Source organism: Chitinibacter tainanensis DSM 15459, assembly GCF_000429785.1.
Lineage (GTDB): Bacteria > Pseudomonadota > Gammaproteobacteria > Burkholderiales > Chitinibacteraceae > Chitinibacter > Chitinibacter tainanensis.
Map to the genome: position 1 here is coordinate 420731 of NZ_KE386951.1, position 19590 is coordinate 440320.

At 52.6% G+C, this 19590-nt stretch carries 16 protein-coding genes; 11 read left to right on the forward strand and 5 right to left on the reverse strand.

Translation table 11 applies throughout. The features are described 5' to 3' along the window. Positions 1-290: 290 nt before the first annotated feature. Positions 291-1220, forward strand: coding sequence for a hypothetical protein (locus G482_RS0111370; RefSeq protein WP_028450124.1), 930 nt, complete (start codon positions 291-293; stop codon positions 1218-1220). A gap of 299 nt (positions 1221-1519) precedes the next feature. Here the strand turns inward: G482_RS0111370 and G482_RS18430 are convergent, their stop codons facing one another. Continuing rightward, complete coding sequence (locus G482_RS18430) at positions 1520-3643, reverse strand: TonB-dependent siderophore receptor (RefSeq protein WP_169721075.1); 2124 nt, start codon at positions 3641-3643, stop codon at positions 1520-1522. Between the two features lie 215 nt (positions 3644-3858). Between G482_RS18430 and G482_RS0111380 the strand changes: the two genes are divergently transcribed. Genes G482_RS0111380 through G482_RS0111415 form a run of 8 tightly spaced genes read left to right on the forward strand, consistent with a single transcriptional unit; the run spans position 3859 to position 13047 of the window. Beyond that, entirely contained in the window at positions 3859-5166 is a 1308-nt protein-coding gene (locus tag G482_RS0111380) for a lysine N(6)-hydroxylase/L-ornithine N(5)-oxygenase family protein (RefSeq protein ID WP_028450125.1), read from the forward strand. Further along, the gene (locus tag G482_RS0111385) at positions 5157-6329 is read left to right on the forward strand and encodes an MFS transporter (RefSeq protein ID WP_028450126.1); all 1173 of its coding nucleotides are present in this window, start codon (positions 5157-5159) and stop codon (positions 6327-6329) included. Before G482_RS0111380 ends, G482_RS0111385 begins: the two co-directional genes overlap by 10 nt. After that, positions 6316-6924, forward strand: coding sequence for a GNAT family N-acetyltransferase (locus G482_RS0111390; RefSeq protein ID WP_051258959.1), 609 nt, complete (start codon positions 6316-6318; stop codon positions 6922-6924). Before G482_RS0111385 ends, G482_RS0111390 begins: the two co-directional genes overlap by 14 nt. Next, entirely contained in the window at positions 6921-8738 is a 1818-nt protein-coding gene (locus G482_RS0111395; protein WP_051258960.1) for an IucA/IucC family protein, read from the forward strand. The genes G482_RS0111390 and G482_RS0111395 overlap by 4 nt, the downstream gene beginning before the upstream one ends. Next, positions 8739-9452 carry a siderophore ferric iron reductase gene (locus G482_RS18435; RefSeq protein WP_051258961.1) on the forward strand — a complete coding sequence of 238 codons (714 nt, stop codon included), beginning with the start codon at positions 8739-8741 and terminating at the stop codon, positions 9450-9452. A 51-nt stretch (positions 9453-9503) separates the two neighbouring features. Beyond that, positions 9504-10268, forward strand: a complete 765-nt coding sequence (locus tag G482_RS0111405; RefSeq protein ID WP_028450129.1) for an ABC transporter ATP-binding protein — start codon at positions 9504-9506, stop codon at positions 10266-10268. Then, entirely contained in the window at positions 10265-12208 is a 1944-nt protein-coding gene (gene fhuB / locus G482_RS0111410; protein WP_028450130.1) for a Fe(3+)-hydroxamate ABC transporter permease FhuB, read from the forward strand. Before G482_RS0111405 ends, fhuB begins: the two co-directional genes overlap by 4 nt. Continuing rightward, entirely contained in the window at positions 12205-13047 is an 843-nt protein-coding gene (locus G482_RS0111415) for an ABC transporter substrate-binding protein (RefSeq protein WP_028450131.1), read from the forward strand. The genes fhuB and G482_RS0111415 overlap by 4 nt, the downstream gene beginning before the upstream one ends. 208 nt (positions 13048-13255) lie before the next feature. On the opposite strand, the gene G482_RS18440 is transcribed toward G482_RS0111415, so the two are convergent. The 4 genes from G482_RS18440 to G482_RS0111435 all read right to left on the reverse strand — a co-directional run bounded on the left by G482_RS18440 (position 13256) and on the right by G482_RS0111435 (position 17333). Continuing rightward, positions 13256-13591 carry a hypothetical protein gene (locus G482_RS18440; RefSeq protein ID WP_034619525.1) on the reverse strand — a complete coding sequence of 112 codons (336 nt, stop codon included), beginning with the start codon at positions 13589-13591 and terminating at the stop codon, positions 13256-13258. 140 nt (positions 13592-13731) lie between these two features. Next, entirely contained in the window at positions 13732-15270 is a 1539-nt protein-coding gene (locus G482_RS0111425; RefSeq protein ID WP_028450133.1) for an RNA-directed DNA polymerase, read from the reverse strand. A gap of 95 nt (positions 15271-15365) precedes the next feature. Further along, the gene (locus G482_RS0111430) at positions 15366-15905 is read right to left on the reverse strand and encodes a hypothetical protein (RefSeq protein WP_028450134.1); all 540 of its coding nucleotides are present in this window, start codon (positions 15903-15905) and stop codon (positions 15366-15368) included. A 96-nt stretch (positions 15906-16001) separates the two neighbouring features. Beyond that, a complete protein-coding gene (locus G482_RS0111435) occupies positions 16002-17333 on the reverse strand; it encodes a hypothetical protein (RefSeq protein ID WP_028450135.1) in 1332 nt (443 codons plus the stop codon). Between the two features lie 122 nt (positions 17334-17455). Here G482_RS0111435 and G482_RS0111440 point away from each other — a divergent pair, with 122 nt between their 5' ends. Further along, the gene (locus G482_RS0111440) at positions 17456-18445 is read left to right on the forward strand and encodes an integron integrase (RefSeq protein WP_028450136.1); all 990 of its coding nucleotides are present in this window, start codon (positions 17456-17458) and stop codon (positions 18443-18445) included. Between the two features lie 320 nt (positions 18446-18765). After that, a complete protein-coding gene (locus G482_RS0111445; RefSeq protein ID WP_028450137.1) occupies positions 18766-19575 on the forward strand; it encodes a hypothetical protein in 810 nt (269 codons plus the stop codon). Positions 19576-19590: the final 15 nt, after the last annotated feature.

The window sequence follows — 19590 nt, forward strand, 5'->3', positions numbered from 1 at the left end:
GTACAAGAACTCACTACAAATAACTAAGGCCGCAACCTGATGGTTTGCGGCCTTTCATTTTTCACTCGTCGGCATCGACACATCGGCCAAAGCAGCCACCCGTGTTCTTTTACGAGTACAACACCTATCTTACTTTTGCGTCAGTTTCAATATCCGCCGAAAATGAACTGCTAACTGACGGGAGTCTCAAGTGGAAAGCCCAAAGTCACGCTTTGGTGCTTTCTACGCCTGTGCAGCTCCGGTGGCCACTTACCTCTAATGTTAGCAACTCATTATTCATGGAGGATCACTTGTCAAAACAGCTATCGCCCGCTGGAATCATGGCAGTTAAAGAGGCTCTATGTTCTGTTTACTGGTATAAGTCCGAACTTCGCGGCTTCCTACAACTCTGCCTATCGAAGCCCGGTCTTCTGAACAATTTCAACTGGGAAAATTACAAACGTCAGATTGCATCCGATGTTGTTGATTACCTCGTTGCAAATCCGGAAGCTCACCTTGGGGACTTGACCAAGATTTGCTACGAACTCTGCAAGCTTACTGACTTCTCGCACCTCAAGCGTTTGGATGACGGAACTCAAAAGGTTGAGAGGGCACGCAATGCCGTTAACCAACTTAAGCAACTCGTTGAACCTCATCAGGAGCTCAAGAAGGAGCAAGATGACATAAAACAGCGGCAGGAACTTGCCGCAAAGAAACTAAGGGAGAACGCTGCCGTCCGTCAGAAGCTGGAAACGATTAAAACGCGATACATGGCTTTGGTCGGATCTGACAACGCTCAAAGTAGAGGCTTCGAACTTGAGCGTGTGATGTATGAACTCTTTGAGCTATTTGACCTTGACCCGAAGGCGTCATTCAAGAATCTCGGGGAACAGATTGACGGGGCATTTTCTCTTGAAGGCACGGAATACTTGTTTGAGGCAAAGTGGCAAAAGGAAATGGTCAACAAAGCTGACTTGGCGGTGTTCAGCGACAAGGTCAGAACTAAACTTGAAAATACTCTTGGCATCTTTCTATCAATCAATGGTTTTTCGGCAGATGGCGTTGCGGCACATCAAGCTGGTGGAGCATCAATACTGCTAGTAGACGGCGGCGATCTTATGGCAGTCTTTGAAGAGCGAATTGATTTCACAAGCCTCTTGCTCAGGAAGAAGCGCTATGCAGCCCAGACGGGGCAAATTTATCTCAGCTACTACCAGATGGTTTCATCTGGTGGGGGCTAACACTTCTAATTAGGTGGCCAGATTCAGTGTGCCACTACAGCTATCCTGAAGTCGCTGAACTAAAGAAACAGTTAGACACTGTGAATGCAGCTCACAGGTCAGCTTCTCAGTCTAAGCAGTCGGTCACCGCTCCGCTGTGTATGGCCGGTTCTGAATGCAAACCTGCCATATGGCCAGATGCAACATTAATTGCAAATGCCCTCCCCTAATTACCGGAAGGGCATAAGACATGTATCGCACACTTTAAGAACAGGGCTCGAACTAAAGCCAGGTTGAATACATCATCGAACTAGAAACAGTTACCAGCTGTACTTCAAAGTCCCAGTAACGGTCCGGCCATTGCCAAAGTAGCAATACGTTTCGTCGTAGCAAGCGGCCACATAGTCTTTATCGAACAGATTGCTAGCACTCAATTGCAAGGCTGCCCCCTTTAACGCGCTGCTCCAACGCCCAAGCTCCACACTGGCTGAAAGATCCACCAAAGTAGCACTTGGTACCGTCATGGTATTCGCAATATCCGCATAGTTCTTTCCGATGTGGCGAATACCGAGCCCCAAACGCGCACCTTCCAGTGGGGTGTAATTCACCCACGCTGAAGCCATTTGCTCTGGCGATTGCCGAGGCCGCTTGCCTTCAGCCTCGGGCGCGCCATTTTTGATCTTCATCTGATTCCGGGTATAGGCCGCCTGCACATACAGCGCTTTGGTGACTGACCACTGCGCTTCTAGCTCCAGACCACGCGATTGCACCGTGCCCACCGGCTCGAAATAGGATTGGCCTGGCACCATCCGACCGACGTTCTTCTGCTCCAAATCATATACTGCGGCGGTGAGCAGCAAACCCGGATGCGGTTGGTATTTAAGCCCAGCCTCATACTGCGTTCCTCGGGTAGGTTGCAGCACCTTGCCGTTAATGTCGGTATTACTGGTTGGATCGAACGACTCGCTATAACTCACATACGGCGCAATGCCATTATCAAATAAATACAAGGCACCTAAACGACGACTCCACTCCCCGCCATCCCACTCGGTTGTGCTCTTGGTGTCCGGATCATGCGAGGAGGTTGTGGCCCGGTCGTAACGGAGACCACCGGTAAAGCGCCAGCCGCCTAGCGAAACTTGGTCTTGCAGGTAATATCCAAGTTGACTGAATTTGCGAACAAAATTGGTTTGGCCATCTTTGCTTAGCGTCGCTTGCCCATACACTGGATTAAAGGCATCGATATTCGTTGCACTCCCCCAGCCCCAATAGCCTGTGTTTTCCCGCGTCTGATAATCAATCCCGGCAATCAAATCGTGAATCAAAATGCCTGTACCAAACGAGCCTTGTACACGGGTATCTACCGCTAAGCCTTTCAAATGCTCCTCGGAGAAGGAATACCCGCGCGAAAGCTCGGTATCACTCGCCCAACCGGATTGATAAACCTGCTCGAGTTTTGAGCGCCCATCGGTATATCGCAAATTCTGCCGTACTTGCCAAGCTGGCGCAAAACGGTGCTCGAACTGATACCCAAACATATTCTGGCGGCGGTCAAATTGATCATTGCCCGGCTCGCCATCATAAAACTCGCGCGCAATCTGCTTTCCTGCATGCGAAGTTACCGAGCCTTCAAATGGCGTACCGCTATGAAAACCGCCCTCTGGGTCACGCTGCAGATAGGCTTGCAAGAGCAATGCGGTATCCGCATTGGGTTTCCACATCAATTGAGGCATCAATGCCTGTCGCTCTTCTTTCGCATGGTTTTGCATACTATCGGCAGCACGTGTCAAACCAGTGAGACGATAACTCCACTCCGCGCTTAAGCCACCGGTGAAGTCGAAAGCAAACCCTCGCTCGTTGTTCGCCCCCACATCAAGCCGGATTTCTCGTTCAGCTTGCTGCTGAGGACGTTTACTCATCAGCGCCACCATCCCACCGGGTGCAGCGTTGCCATAAAGCACGGAAATTGGACCTCGCACCAAATCAATCCGATCGATGAAGTACGGATCAATCTGGAAGGCACTAAAGGCACCGGCATCCGACATCAACCGCATTCCGTCCAATACCGTATTGGCCATACTGGTATCCACAAACCCACGTAATGCAACATAGTCATAGCGCGTTGCGCTACCAAACAAGCCAGCATAAGCACCCGGTGCATAGTTAAGCGCCTGCGCTACCGTAACTGGGCGCAATGCCTCGATCTGCTCACGTGACACGACACTCACTGACTGAGCCAGTTCATTGAGCGGTGTAGTGGTTTTGGTCGCCGCCCGACTGTCCTGAGTAGACCAATCCCCCGCGGCAGGCTCTTGGCTTGTCGCCGTTACATTCACGGTATCCAGCAGTGCGGCGTCACTGGCCTCCGTCTGTGTGTGCAGCAGGATACCGGCGGCTGCTAATGCCAGGGTTAATGGCCTGATGCTAAATGCTTGCTGTCTCATTGGGCGACCTACGAAGTGAAATTGTAAAAAACGCCACAAAATAATAACGATAATGATAATGATTGTCATGTATATTTAAGTGCTGCCGTACGGCGACTTAGCATGCTTACTTAATGGTTACGTCCTCATCACTGCAACACTCAATTGATAACGATTATTGCTTGCATTAAAGTATCAGCCTCATAGTTGAACGACACAGACACTGGAGAGAAGGGATGGAAAATCGAATCTACGATCTGATAGGGATTGGCATTGGTCCATTCAATCTCGGCCTCGCCGCCCTCAGCGAGCCTCTCAAAGGAGTGAAAACGCTGTTTTTTGACATGGCCGATCATTTCAACTGGCACCCGGGCATGCTGCTAGACAGGGCAACGATGCAGACTTCGTTTATCGCCGATCTGGTCACACTAGCCGACCCGACCAGCCCGTACAGCTTTCTGAATTTCGCCAAGCAAAGCGGCCGTCTGTACGCCTTTTACATCAAGGAAGATTTCTTTCTGCTGCGGCAGGAATACAACCAGTATTGCCAGTGGGTGGCGGGCCAGTTAAGCAACCTGCGCTTTGGGCAATTTGTGCAGTTTGCGCGCTACGACGAACAACAGGCCTGCTATGTATTAACCTGCACATCAACGAGGACGGGCGCGAGCAGCCAATATCTGGCAAAAAAGCTAATACTAGGCACCGGCACCAAGCCGCAATTACCACCCTGCTGCGAGGGTGTGCCAGTGATACACAGCGGCCAGTATCTGACGTACAAAACCCAGCTGCAGCAGAAAAAATGCCTCGCCGTGGTGGGCAGCGGACAAAGTGCGGCCGAGATTTACCTTGATCTGCTGCAGGATGCGCGCCGCTATGGCTACCAGATCGACTGGATCACCCGCTCGCCACGTTTTTTCCCGCTGGAATACACCAAGCTCACGCTGGAAATGACCTCTCCCGATTACATCGACTACTTCCACGCGCTGCCCGACCATACCCGCTTGCCACTGCTGGAATCGCAAAAAGGCCTGTACAAAGGGATTAACCGCACACTGATCAACGCTATTTTTGACGAGCTGTATCGCCTCAAGCTCGATGGAGAGCTGCCCAGCCGCTTGCTCAGCAATGTGGAAATGCAGGCACTTACCCTGAAAAACGGCAACTACACACTCAAGCTGCATCACCATGAAACCGGCCAAGGTGAACACGCCGACTACGATGGTGTAGTGATCGCCAGCGGTTATGGCTATCAGGCACCGGCATTTATGCAAGGCGTGCAGCATCGTATCCGTCACGATGCGCAAGGCCGTCTAGCCGTGCGCCGCAACTACAGCATTGACCTGCACGGTAACGAGATTTTTGTGCAAAACGCCGAGCTGCATACGCATGGCCTGGCCGCGCCCGATCTGACCATGGCCTGCCATCGCAATTCGGTCATCCTGCGCGAAGTGCTGGGGTATTCGCCCTACCCGATCGAGCAACGCGTAGCTTTCCAGCAATTTGGCCTCAGCGCCACCGAACAGCAGGAAATGGCATGGGCTTGAAATTTTGGCTGATTGCCATGACCGCGGTGGCCGTGGTCGCCGACACGATGTTGCTGCCATTTTATCCGCAGTATTTTGCCGAGCGCTTTGGCGTGAGCAATCCCGAACACGTCGGCACGTATACGGCGGCAATTTGCCTCGTGGCCATGCTGGCGCTGCCTTTCTGGGCGCGCATGGTGCGCCACGGCGGTACGTTAAGGCTACTGCTGTGGACTCAGGTTGGTGCGGCCCTGCTGTGCATAGCCTGCAGTTTTACCGATAGCCTGTGGCTGTTCTGGGTTTTGTCGCTGGCGATGATTGTCTTCAAGGCCAGCTATTTATTGATTTACCCCTATCTGATGGCGGGCGAGGACGAGGCTAATCACGGCCATACCATCGGCATCCTGTCGATTGTCGTGCACTTTGGGCATATTGCCGGTGCCGTGCTGGGTGGTTTTGCGCTGACGCACTGGCCGCTGGAGCATGCTTTTCTGCTAATGGCCGTCGGCGATATTGTGCAGATTGGCGTCTGCGCCTATCTGATTTATGCCGGGCTGGAGCAGCCCGCACCACCGGCCGAAGACACAGCCCAGCCAATCACCACCTCGCGGGGGATTTATCCGCTGGGCGTGCTGATGCTGGTGTTTTATTTCAGCGAATACCAGATCGTGCCGTTTTTTGTGCAGTACTGGCAGCAAATCGAGCCTGAACACGGCGTGCAGCTGGCGGCGTGGGTGTACGCGATACCGGCGGCGGTGGGTCTGCTGGCGCTGTGGTTCAACCAGCGCGTCGGGGTGCAAAGCCTGGCCAACCATGCGGTCTTTTGCCTGATTCTGGGCATTGCCGGTTTGCTGCTGCAAGGCTCGGGAGAAACAGGGTGGGTGCTCTTTGGCCGCGTGCTGTTTGGCTGGGCTTCATTCCAACTCACCGTGCGCCTTGACGCGCTGATTTTCGAAAAAAGCAGCCCGGCTGCGTATGCGCACGATTACAGCAAGATCAACCTTTTTCAGAACATTGGCGTGCTGATGTCATATTACAGCGCGGGCTGGCTGGTCAGCCTGCATGGTTTGAGCACGCCATTCTGGCTTGCTGCCGCCGGGCTCTTGCTGAGCTTGCTGCTGTATCCCTTGATCAATGCCGCCCCCGCGCTGCCCACCCGGAGAACTGCCGATGTCCTGCCGTGATTTGAACGAGAACGCTGCCACACCCGAGATGGTTTTTTGCCACACCGTCAGCGGCGTGGGGCAATTTCAATTGCGGCCACTGTCCAGCGCCGACTTTGCCTTATTACACCAGTGGGTCACAGCACCGCGTGCCAGCTTCTGGGGCATGCAGCAGGCCAGCCCCGATGAAGTGGCGCAATGCTATCGCCAGCAAATCGAGTCGGTGCATTGCGCGCCGTATCTGGCGTTTTACGCTGGCCAGCCTGCGTTTCTGCTTGAAACCTACGATCCGGCACACGACGAACTCGGCCAGCATTACGCCGTGCAAGCTGGCGATATCGGCATGCATTTTCTGGTCGCCCCCGCCAGTGGCCCCGCCGTGCACGGTTTTACCCGCGCAGTGATGCAAACGATTCTGGCCTTTCTATTTAGCCAGAGCCGCTATCTGCGCGTGGTCGTCGAGCCGGATGTAAACAACCAGAAGATCCACCCGATAAATCGCGACGCCGGATTTTGTTACCAGCACACCATCAAGCTCTCGTACAAAACCGCCTGGTTTGCCATCTGCGAGCGCGCCTCTTTTCTGCAAGCTACCGAACTGGAGATCACTGCATGACCACTCGCCTGCCCGCCCCCACTCTGGCCGAATGCGCCCACCTGAACCCCGCCATCTGGCACAAGGTCAACCGCTTGCTGGTGCGAAAGGCCATTAGCGAATTTGCCCACGAAGGCCTGCTCACGCCGGTGCAGCAAGCCGATGGGCAATACCAGATTCACAGCGATGACGGCCAGATCAGCTATCGCTTTCGTGCCGAGCTGCTGGCGCTGAATCACTGGAGCATTCCCGCCGATTCGATCAGCAAGTACAACGGCGAGCAGCCACAGGAGCTGGACGCACTCTTGTTTATGCTCGAGCTGCGCGAGCAATTGCTGCTCAAAGAACATGTGCTGCCGGTCTATCTGGATGAAATCAGCAGCACACTCTATGGCAGCGCGTACAAACACGACCGCGCAGCGCCCAGCGCAGCCGAGCTAATCCATGCCGATTTCCAGCGCGTGGAAACCGCGATGAGCGAAGGCCACCCATGCTTTGTGGCCAATAATGGCCGGCTGGGTTTTGACGCCAACGATTACCGCCGCTACGCACCGGAAGCGGCAAATCCATTCCAGATTGTCTGGCTGGCGGTACATAAACAACGCGCTACCTTGTCAATTTCGGCCACGCTGGATTACGAGCAGATGATGCGCGAAGAGCTGGGTGAGGTCCAGCTTGCCCAATTCCGCCAGCGCTTACAGGCACTGGGCCTGAACGATGGCGACTACTGGCTGATGCCCGCTCACCCGTGGCAATGGCAAAACAAACTAGCGATGGCCTTTGCCGCAGAAATTGCCCAGCAGCAGATTGTGTTTTTGGGTACGGGGGATGATTTATATCTGGCGCAGCAATCGATCCGGACTTTTTTCAATGTCAGCGACACCAGCAAACGCTATGTCAAAACCGCGCTATCGGTGCTGAATATGGGCTTTATGCGCGGCCTGTCGCCGTATTACATGCTGGCCACGCCAGCGATTAACGACTGGGTGTATGCGCTGGTCGAGGGCGATGCCTATCTGCAAAGCAAAGGCTTTCATATCCTGCGCGAAGTGGCGGCCATTGGCTATCGCAATCCGTATTACGAAGCAGCGATCAAGGAAAACAACGCCTTCAAGAAAATGCTAGCTGCACTCTGGCGTGAAAACCCGAATACGCATCTGCAGGAGGGTGAAAAGCTGATGACGATGACGGCGTTGGCACATCTGGATAACGATGGCCGCGCGCTGATTGCCGAGCTGATCTCGGCATCGGGCATCAGCACCGATCAGTGGGTCGCCGAATATCTGGACGCCTATTTTGCGCCGTTGCTGCACTGCTTCTACCAGCATGATCTGATCTATATGCCGCACGGCGAAAACCTAATCATGATTTTAAAAAATCACCGCGTTGCGCGCGTACTGATGAAAGACATTGCCGAAGAAGTCGGCATCCTGAATCCGGCAGTCGAGTTGCCCGAAATCATGCTGCGCGTTTCCACCCATATTCCGGATGAAATGAAAACGCTCTGCCTGTTTATTGACGTTTTTGACGGCTATCTGCGTCATGTCGCGGCCATCCTGCACGATCAATGCGCTTATACCGTCGAACAATTTTGGCATGCTGTGGCGCGCTGCACGCATCGCTATCAGTCAGAGCACCCGCAACTGGCCAAGCAATTTGCCCGCTACGATCTGTTTGCCGCCGACTTTGAGCATTCGTGCCTGAATCGTCTGCAAATGGCCAATAACAAGCACATGCTCAATCTGGAAGACCCGGCCAGCGGCTTGCAAATGGCCGGTCTGCTGATCAATCCGCTGGCGCGTTGGCGCGATCCGGCCAGCCTTGGCGAGGTGTAATTGCTACCGGCAGTATTGACTGAAATCGCCCGCGTTTGCCCGTATCTGCACGGGCAGGCCGGACCTGAGCGTGGCGAACAGCATTCGCTGATAGGCGAATTGTACGCACACTGGCAAAGCCGCACACCTGAGGCCGGGGTGCATTACTGGCGTGCGCGTAGCTGGGGCATGCTGATGTGGCAACCGGCGTACGCCTGTGTGCTGGCGGTGCATTGCGCCCATCGTGCGCTTGATTTGGAGCACTTCTGGCAAACGGTGTGCGCTGGCGTCACACATTCGTGGACCTTGCCCGCCGACGCGGCGAACAGCGAGGCGAGCACGCCCGTGATAACGCAGGCGGCGCAATCTCTGCTGCGCTATCACCACGCGCACTACAAGCAGCTCGTTCAGCTCAGCCGCTACTCAGCTAAGCAGGCAGCCTGCATGACCGTCGATTGCGTGCTCTCAGCGCTGCTGCTAGTGGCGCAACATTTCAAGTGGTCTGCACATCAGCTCGATGCGCAAACTGCATGTTGGCTAGATGCATTGGGGTGGCAACAACACGGCAGTGTGATGCAAGTGCGGCTGCCGTCAGGTGCTTGCGTGCCGGCGTTGAATCGCCAGGGTTGTTGCCAGCATTTTCGTCTCCCAGGCCAAGAAGCCTGTAGCACCTGCCCACGTTGGCCAATACCAATCCGCCTTGAAAAAATCCGCCTCGAGCTAGAACCCACCTAGGGTATAGCCGCAAGAATCAATTACTAAAATAGCCACAGAAACATACCCACCATGTTCCAGCTTCAAAAATTAAAAATCGCCCGGCAGGGGCGAACACTGTTACAGATCAACCAGCTCAATCTGCCCCCACATGGCCTCACCGTCATTCTTGGCCACAATGGCTCTGGTAAATCCACGCTCCTTAAGGTGTTAGCGGGGCAGCTACCCAGCGATGAAGGGCAGGTTTTGCTGCAGGGTCGCCCGATCGCAACTTATGCACCGCGGGAATTAGCCAAGCAAATTGCATTCATGCCGCAGCAAATCCCACAGCCAGCCCTGATGCAAGTGCGTGAATTAGTTGAATTAGGCCGTTTCGCCTGGCGTGGCTGGCTAGCACGCTGGCAGGAAAACGATAAAGAGCGCATCACGGCCGCGATGCAGCAAGCCGATGTCAGCCATCTAGCCGAACACGCGCTGGACGAAATATCAGGTGGTGAGCGCCAACGGGCCTGGCTAGCCATGTTGCTCGCGCAAGATGCGCAGATGTTGCTCTTGGATGAACCCAGCTCGGCGCTTGATTTAGCTCACCAATATCAGTTAATGGCTTTGCTGCAGCGCTTGGTCTCTACGCAAAGCTGTGCCGTCGTGGCCATCTTGCATGATTTGAATTTGGCGCTCCGCTATGCGGATCGCATCATCGCCTTGCAAGCAGGACAAATCTGGTTTGATGGTTCGCCGGCTCAATTGCTGGCTCACCCGCAGTTAGATGACTTGTATGGCATTGAGCTCGATATCCTCGCTCGCCCTGGGAAACATGCAGTGGCGGTTGTCGCATGAAGCGCCCAGCTTGGTCTCTACTGGCTTTAGTCACCACCCAACTCGCGGCACTGCACATCCAAATCGGCACCCCGCTCTCGCTGGCGCAACAATGGCAAGCATTGCATGAAGTGCAATCGCTGGAGCAGCTGATTTTCGTGCACACTCATCTCCCACGCACAGCTCTCGCAGTCATTTTGGGTATGGTCATGGCGCTGGCGGGCGGCTTACTGCAATTACTGACGCAAAACCCTCTAGCTTCGCCCATGACCCTGGGCACCTCGGCTGGTGCATGGTGCGCAATTGTCCTCGCAGGCGTGCTGGCTCCAACACTCCAATTACCACTCGAATGGCTAGCCTTAGGTGGCAGTCTATTTGCCTTAACTCTGGTTGGGGCTTTAGCCGGCTGGCGGCAGCTACACAGCCTGAATGCGCTACTGGCGGGTACCGCATTGAACTTGCTTCTGGGAAGCGTCGCGGCAATTGCTGTCATGCTCAATGATCAATACAGCCGGACACTCTTGGTGTGGGGGACTGGTGATTTAGCTCAAAACGACTGGGCGTGGGTACTCTGGTTACTGCCCCGCCTCGCTCCGGCACTATTGCTCATTCCCTTACTCTGCAAACCATTGCACTTACTTCAACTGGGTAGCCAAGCCGCCGCCGCGGCCGGCTTAAATGTCATGCGTCTAGCGATCATCACTTCACTACTAGCACTCTGGCTGAATGGGCTAGCCATCGCGGCGGTGGGGATTATCGGTTTTGTGAGCCTGTTGGCCCCGGCATTAGCGCGGCTACTCGGAGCGCATAAACCGGCCGACAATCTGGGTATGGCCGCCCTACTTGGCGCGATTACTTTATTGCTGGCCGATATTGTGGCGATCTGGTTGAGCCACCACCTTGCTGATCTGCTGCCCACGAGTGCCGCAATCGGTTTGCTCGGGGGACCAATCTTAATCTGGTTGTGTTTGAAACTCCCACTGGCCTCAAGCCTGCCCGATGCCACCGGACACCCATTCCGCCGTCAGCCAACGGCGCTGATTGGGTGGTGTCTCTTGGCCGCATTAATCTTGCTACTGAGCGCCATCAGCGGCAAAGATGCGGCTGGCCACTGGTTGATCAGTTGGCCCGATGCTGGCTTATGGGCACTACGCTGGCCACGCATGATGGCGGCCTGCGCCGCAGGGATGGGCCTCGCTATTGCGGGACTGATTTTGCAGCGTTTACTCAATAATCCTCTCGCCAGCCCAGATCTACTGGGAATCTCTGCGGGTGCCAGCCTCGGGATGTTAATTGGCCTTGGGATTGGCACCAGCCTCTCACCCTGGCTCTTTTCCAGTAGCGGCGCCGTAGTGGTGCTCCTGGCATTATGCTGGCTCGCCCCCCGCCAAAGCCCCGCACGCTTGATTCTCTTGGGTATTGGCCTGTCCTCTTTATTAGAAGCGGCTTTGCAGCTAGTACTGGCCCAGGGTAACCAAGACAGCTTTCAATTATTGAATTGGCTCGCGGGCTCTACCTATCACACCACCCCCACGCAAGCCATTGCTTTACTGGGCACCGTGCTGATTTTGGGTGGAATAAGTTTAGTGTTTGCCCGCGTGTTATTGCTATTTGGCCTTGGCGAAACACTCGCCCAAGCGGTCGGTTTAGCAGTGCCGCAAGCACGCGTACTGCTGCTACTGCTTGCAGGCCTGCTCAGTCTTGCCATCAGCAGTCAATTCGGTCCGCTGGCCTTTATCGGCTTGGTATTACCCCAGCTGGCGATTCAGCTCGGCGCGCGCACGATTAAAGATCAGCTTTGGCTCGCCAGCCTAATTGGCGCAGCTCTACTCGGGTTGGCGGATCTGGCCAGTCGGACAGTTTTTTTCCCAAGCCAAATCCCGGTCGGTGCACTGGCATCATTGACCTGCGGGAGTCTGCTGGTCATTGGTTTACTCGGCCGACGTAGGAGGCTCGCATGAAGATATATTGGATTTTGCTTGGTATGTTGCTGAGTAGTGTGCTTCAGGCTGCCCCGAAGAAAGTCATCGCCCTGAGTTGGGAAGCCACCGAGTACTTACTTGCCTTGGGCGTCACCCCATTGGCCGTCGCAGACCGCCAGGACTACCAACAATGGGTGGTAGAGCCTCGCCTACCCGAGCAAGTATTGGATGCTGGCAGCAGACTAGAACCGAATCTGGAACGCATTTACGCGCTCAAACCTGATCTGATCATCATTAATCCTGCGCTGGCCGGCATACAGGCGAATCTGCAAAAAATTGCGCCTACTCTGCTGCTCGATTCCTTTCGGGTCGATCATGACAACGCAAATGCTGCCGAGCGACTCCAACGGCAACTGGCCATTCAACTCAATCGCCTCGCCGCTCACGAGGCATTCCTGGAACAACAAAAGACAGAATTGACACGATTACGCCACGCAGTGAACCAGCGTTTCAAAGGGCAACCACCGGCTGTTTGCATCGTGCGCTTTGCTTCACCAACCCGCTACTGGACGTATGGAGACAACTCGATGCCCGAAGCCGCAATGGCCGCGCTCGGCATTAAAAATGCCTGCCCACAGCCACGGAGCGCATGGGGTACGCATTTACGCCAACTGCCAGAACTGGCTCGTTTAGATACAGGCCTATTGCTGCATATAGCGCCCTTTAATCGCCAAGCGGATCTGGAGCGCAGCGCATTATGGCAAGCGCTGCCAGTGGTCCGTACTCAGCGAGTACGCGCATTACCCGCCGTTTGGACAAATGGGGGCGTCACTTCCATAACACGAATTGCACAGGTCATCGCGAAGGCGCTGAACTAAAGAAACAGTTAGACACTGTGAATGCAGCTCACAGATCAGCTTTTCGGCCTTAGCGGACTTTCATGTTCGAGCCATCAAGGTCTATTTGCAGTTGCATTGCAGACGCTGACGTCAAAGTTGAGCCGCGAACGACGGCTGGGCGCGGAAGGACCAGAATGCAATGGGGGTCTGTAGAGACCAGCCGTTGCGAGTCGGCTCCAACGCAGGGTTAGGTTTCACTGCCAACCTTGTCGCTCTTCGGTTCCACTGCTCCGATCTCTTCCTTCAGATTGCTGGACGAGCCCATGAAGAGTCCGATCATTGGTATCCAGAACAAGAAGATCTCCAAAAGAGCAATGGCTATCCATATGTAGATAAAGATGCTCTCAGGGGCAGGTTTTATGAACGGCCCAAACAAGCCATCACAGAACGATAGCAGCACAAGAGGCAAAGGCACCACCAAGGACCAGCCAAATACGAAGTAGCCTGCCTTAGACCATCGAAAGAAAGATACGCCGACAACTACTGCCGCCAAAATGAGTGCGTACTTGAAGGCCATGCCCATCGGCGTCCACCAACCAGAGTGATCCAGCGTGAGGAGACTTATCACTTGAAACCTAACGTTGGAGGTAACGTGCGGCCGGAATGCCGCAGGCATGGAGGGAACCCAAAGCGGAGCTTTGGGCCGTCACGTTGACCGAAAGGTTAGGCGATTTGCGGTGGATCAAACACGTCAAGGTGTTCATACATAGAAATCTTTTTTGAAATTGTCTTACAGCCGACGAATAGCTTGTATTCCTTGCAGTCTTTGAATATTGCGCCACGATTGTTGAATATGGAGCGAGTTATTTGGTCTTTGAATTTTGGTTTGGATGATAAATGTTTAACCAAGTCATTGCTCACAAGAAAGTAACTGATCCACGATATTAGATACTTGTGTCGCTCTTCTTCTTTGGATAGGCGAAGTAAATACATTTCAAGATATTCGGTGATTTTTTCTTTGTGGGTTGAACCAAACAAACTGTTTAGCACACCTTCCAGTATGGCCATGACTTTGGGAAAGGCCTTAACTCGAAGAGTGGCCAGCATTAGAAGCATGCTAATAACTTTTTCAATATTGTAATCGCCAATCCAAATTTTTAATTGCCCCTCTTTGTCGGTTATGTCCGCGAGGAATCTGTCAATAACCCCCGTTCCGGGGTGTATTTTATCAATCGCAATTACTGATAAATACAACTCCCTGAATTGTTTCCAGGTTAAATTTTCTAGTTTTTTTGGATAGGCGGCGTGATATTTTGATACCCATTCTCGGAAAAGACCGTCTGGCAATGCTGAGATTTTGGTTTTCTCGTCATTCAGTTCGAGATTGAACTCTTTAAGTGCGGCTTGCAATGATTTGATAACTATTTTTGCATCGGCCTCGGATTTGACAAGAATTCGGTAATCGTCTTTAAATCTGACGGCTTCGTACTCTACAGATTCACTCTTCAGTAACTTGGTGAGTAATACGTCAACGGCGGATGCAATTACCTCTGAAATTACATCAGAAACTACTGGGCCAATAGGAATCCCATTGGTGCAGCCGTCGTTGGCATTTTGAAAAAGCCTATCCAGCCGGTTTCCTAAGTGATTGTAATTGTGCAGATTGACTGGCTTTCTTATGAATGACTTCCCGTGCAATGCCCACGCAATACTGTGGGTATAAATGGACGGATAAAAATTTTTTATATCGGCTTTCACCATGTAGGCGTATTTGTATGCTACCGAAGAAATATCGGTATCAGTCATGGATATGAATTCATAGATCATTCTGCCGCTACGCAGATAGCCGAGGCGGCCGGGAGTTCTAGAGTCTATTGGTATGGGGAAGCTATACGATGTTACTTGACTATCTTTAGGAATCATCGCATCAACAATCTTGAGCCAGTTTCGGCTGATGTGATAAGAAATGTCGTTATAAATTTTGGGGTGAATTATTCCAAAGGTTCTATCGGTGAATTCTGACTTTGGAAAGTGTACATTCACGCACTCTGTACGATCAACCTTGAACTCTTTACCCTTCTTCTTCTTTTTGTAATAAACGGTTGGTTTTTTGGGGCGCTCAATAACTGCGAAGCAAGGTGGAAGGACGTAGTTCTCGGGAAAATAGCCGTGATCAATAAGCCAGTGGTGAATATCAGATTTGGCCAACGATCTGGCTAATTCATAAGTGGCTTCACGATGTTTGGTAATAGGGCTTTTCATTTTTCTGAGATCGCATGGGCGGGCGTGCGTGAGATCGCCTAACGTTTGAAATCACAGGCGGCCGCAGGCCGTCCGGTGGATTGAATTGTTATGCGCTACCACTTCATGAAGGGTGGTGGACTGAACGGATGTTTTGCAAACCACTCGCGCGCGCCTTTCATGAGAAAGCGGTGAAATCCGTTATTTGGGATGGCTTTTTTGACCTCGCGCACATAGGCAGGAGGAATGCCGAACTTAAAGAAACCAAGGGAGAAATCAACCAAATCGCCCTTTCTGAATAGTTCTACCAACGGATAGCGGTCTGTCTTGTATGTGCGAACCTTGTGGTGCATTTCGACCATTAGGCCAATTTCCTCAGACCATTCCTGTCCCCCTGTTTCGGATAAGTACCTCTTTACTTCTGACACTGAAGGCGGGATGTAGTCCACGGGATGAGCCGACCAAAGACCTATATCGTGAAAACAGGCAGCAATCGCCAACTTGGTCTTTTCTTCTTCGGTGCAGGAATGGAGTGCCAAACAGAAATTGAACATTCGATAGACATGCCCCTTGTAACCCAGGTAGTCATCCCCGATTCGGTCTTTCCATGCAGCGAGAATCTCTTCTATGAGCTCGTTCTTGGTCTCGATGTTCATGCACGCTCCTCTGGCGCATAACGTAGAGCTAACCGGACTGCGCTGCTTTTAGCGCAGGTCCGGTTGAGCGCCATGTTATGTTTTTGGCGCATATCACTATAAAACCGATGTGCGAAATGGTTTGTGGAAGAGCGAAGGAAGCTTGTCCTCCTTCAAATAAAATTTTGGAAATTTATCTTCCTTTATCCACGCCCAACTATTCAACTTTGTTTTAATCGCACCATATTGGGCGGGGACAGCCAACTCTTCCATAGCGCGTTTTACGAATGCTCGATACGTTCTGCCAACAAAAAACTGTTTGTACAAAATCGATGGGATACGTAATTTTATTGACGAGTCGTCACCTTCCATTTTTATGCCAACTAAAGTGGTTGGTGGGGTGATCTTAATAAATCGATCTTCCAGTCCTCTCTCAATAAGAATATTCCTCCCTATTGCTTCCATGTCGCGCTTTAGTTGGGCAAGCGGCTTGTAGTTGCCATTGGCAACACCATTTTGTATTTCCTCCAGCATCTGGCGAAGCTCAACTACACCAGCTTCGTTTCGCATCTGATGAAGAACTTTCATGAAGTCATCCTGATTTGCGCTCTCTTTGACCAGAAGAGGCAAGAAGCCAGGAAGGCTTACGCATGCAGAGGATTGCTCTGCTCCCAATGCTGCAAGCGAGTCCCGAAACTTGCCCTGAAATTTACCTAAACCATCACCAAAGGCATCGGCAAATGTCGCCCTGCTCTTCGATCCCGTTCTGACTCTGTTAAGAAAGTCGTACGCGAAGAAATCTCGCAGTGGGTGAGGCATGTACGCGCAGTCATGTTGGGCAGAAAAAACTTGATGCCAAATATATTGATGACCAAGCCACCCCATTACAGAAAGCATTCGTTGTACGTGCCTTGAAAGCTTTTCCCAAGCAACCGGCTTGCCGTCTGTACCTATAATCTCAAGCTCTTTGCCAAGGGTTTCATCGGCAGTGCTGGCAAGCACGGCCTCAATCAATGGGCTGTCTTTTTGTATTCCGTGAGCCCGGAAGACTAGGAAAAATTCTGAACTGGCGTGCTCCCATATAAAGTTGCTATAAGCGTCTATCTGAGAAAAATACTCAGAGAAAAGCGAACGATCTGAGCCAGCACGAAACGCCTCTTTCCACGCCGGTGCAAGAGAAGAACTGACTTCACGAATTGAGTCGTCCTCACCCTCTGCTAATGCCTGAAAGCTAAAAGCGTCACCAGAAATCAACTCTTTGCGCTTTGCCGTTAGGTCGGCTTTGTAGTTGTCTGGAACAACTATGCTGTCATTGAGAAGGACAGCCTCGCAAAATCGAGCTAAAGCAACGTGCTCAATATCTAACAATGCAGGTTCTTTGAGCGGAGCCTTTCCCAACGCTCTTTGAACACTGGATATTGTGGCGTTATCAATTAGTACCTTGGCCATTTGCTGGTCCTAAACATAACGTGAAATATACACCTGTGCAGGTGTATATTTGGTTTATCTGTGTGTATAACTCAGCATGCTACACGCATTTTTCATTGTTTTTCAAGCATGTGGGGTTTCAGATGCCTGAGAGTACACAGCCAGATGGGACTACCGCACCACGCTTGCTGGATGTGCTGCGCGAGACGTTGCGGGTGCGGGACTACAGCTTGCGTACCGAACAGCAATATGTGAATTGGGTACGGCGCTTTTTGCGCTTTCACCATCATCGACATCCCCGCGAAATGGGCGCAGCAGAGGTGAGCGGTTTTCTTACCCATCTAGCCGTAGATGGGCAGGTGTCTGCATCGACGCAAAATCAGGCCTTGTCTGCACTACTGTTCCTTTATCGTGAAGTGCTACAGCTAAGCTTGCCCTGGCTGGATGAAGTGGTTCGAGCCAAACCGTCCAAGCATCTACCCGTCGTTCTTACACGACAGGAGGTCGCCGCATTGCTGGCGCAAGCCGATGGGCTGTACGCGCTGCAACTGCGTTTGCTGTACGGCACCGGCATGCGACTGATGGAATGCATGCGCCTGCGGGTGAAAGATGTCGACTTCGGGCGCGGTGAAATTCTGGTGCGCGATGGCAAGGGTGCCAAAGACAGAGTGACCATGTTGCCGCAGAGTCTGGCCGCACCACTACAGGCTCATTTGCAGCGGCGGCACACCATCCACCAGGCAGACTTGCAGGCTGGCATGGCTGATGTGTACTTGCCTGATGCGTTGGCACGGAAATACCCCAATGCAGGGCAAGAATGGGGCTGGCAATATGTGTTTGTCACTACTGGCTACGTGCGTGACCCACGTTCTGGTGCTCAACGGCGACATCATCAAGATGAGAAACTGCTGCAGCGCGCGATGAAGCGGGCCGTGGCTGCCGCCGGGATTGCCAAGCCGGCCACGCCACATACACTGCGCCATAGCTTTGCCACCCATCTGCTTGAATCCGGTTACGACATTCGCACTGTGCAGGAGTTACTGGGGCATGCGGATGTCAGTACCACGATGATCTACACGCATGTGCTGAATAAAGGTGGCCGTGGCGTGAGCAGCCCCTTGGATACCCTTTGAGTTCATTATTTGCCACTCACCAGAGCACGCCCTTGTTCTTGAATGTCAGCTTTGTTGCCGGTAACAGTCTATTACTCTACTGTTCTCGACAGGCCGCTTTGGCCGAATACCAGCCCCTAGGAGTAACCCATTTGGCCAGACATTCCTTCCGATGCCTATCTTACCCATGCTTTTGCACTTGAACGACCCGAGTTGGTGACACCTGCTGTCAGATCGTGAAAAATAGCTTCATCGCCCCGGTAAGCAACAGGCAACTCGCACCGTCAAAACCAGACCTCAAGCGGGTCATAGGGGCAAAACTGCGACAATAGGTCTAGCCAATGCAGCACGATTACCATTTTGAGCCTTACGAACGCAAAAGTGACTTCTCGCAAGCCAAGCTTATTATTATCTTTAGCTTGATATCGCTTATCGTCCTGTATCTGGCTTACACCCAAGGTTTACTCCCCCACTACACCCTGGTCGTCGAGGGCAATACAGTGACTTTTGTTCGGGATGATCCTGCGTATCTGGCAGAACAAAAGAAAATCGAAGACGCAAATCGGCAGATCTATAAGGTCAATGGGGTCGAAGTTTCCGAAGAGGAATACAACGCGGCTCTTCAGCACAATCAACGCATGGCTGAGCAGCAGATACAAAGCCAAACGCAACCCGAAAATCCTCAGCAAAGCGCGCCAGAGGAATCCGATCAATATCACTCAGGCAGTAATGAGGTCCCAACCGGGCAGGCGGTCAAATGCCTGGATGCGTCCAATCGCGTGGTTTATCAAGCCCAACCCTGCTCTGCGACAGGCCTTCGTAAAACCGATATGGGAATTGGTGCCGTCTCTAACGCTCAGACCTATAGCTATAAAGACGCCGAGGCGCGCAAAGAAGCCAATACTGTTTATAAGGTTGATGGTCGAGTTGTGTCTAAAGCGGAATTTGATGCGGTGCAGGAGCACAATAAGCGAGTGAAGAAACAGAACGAGGCCCAGCGTGCTCAATATTGCCAAAGCCTTGAGCAGCGCCGGGAAAACCTTCGTTCCATGCAGCGTGTCGATTCAAATCAGTGGTATCGCGATGAGTACAACCGGCTTTCCAAAGAATGGCAGGACAAGTGTTTAGGCTGGACCCAAGCGTGGTCGTGATCAGCCCACTGCCAA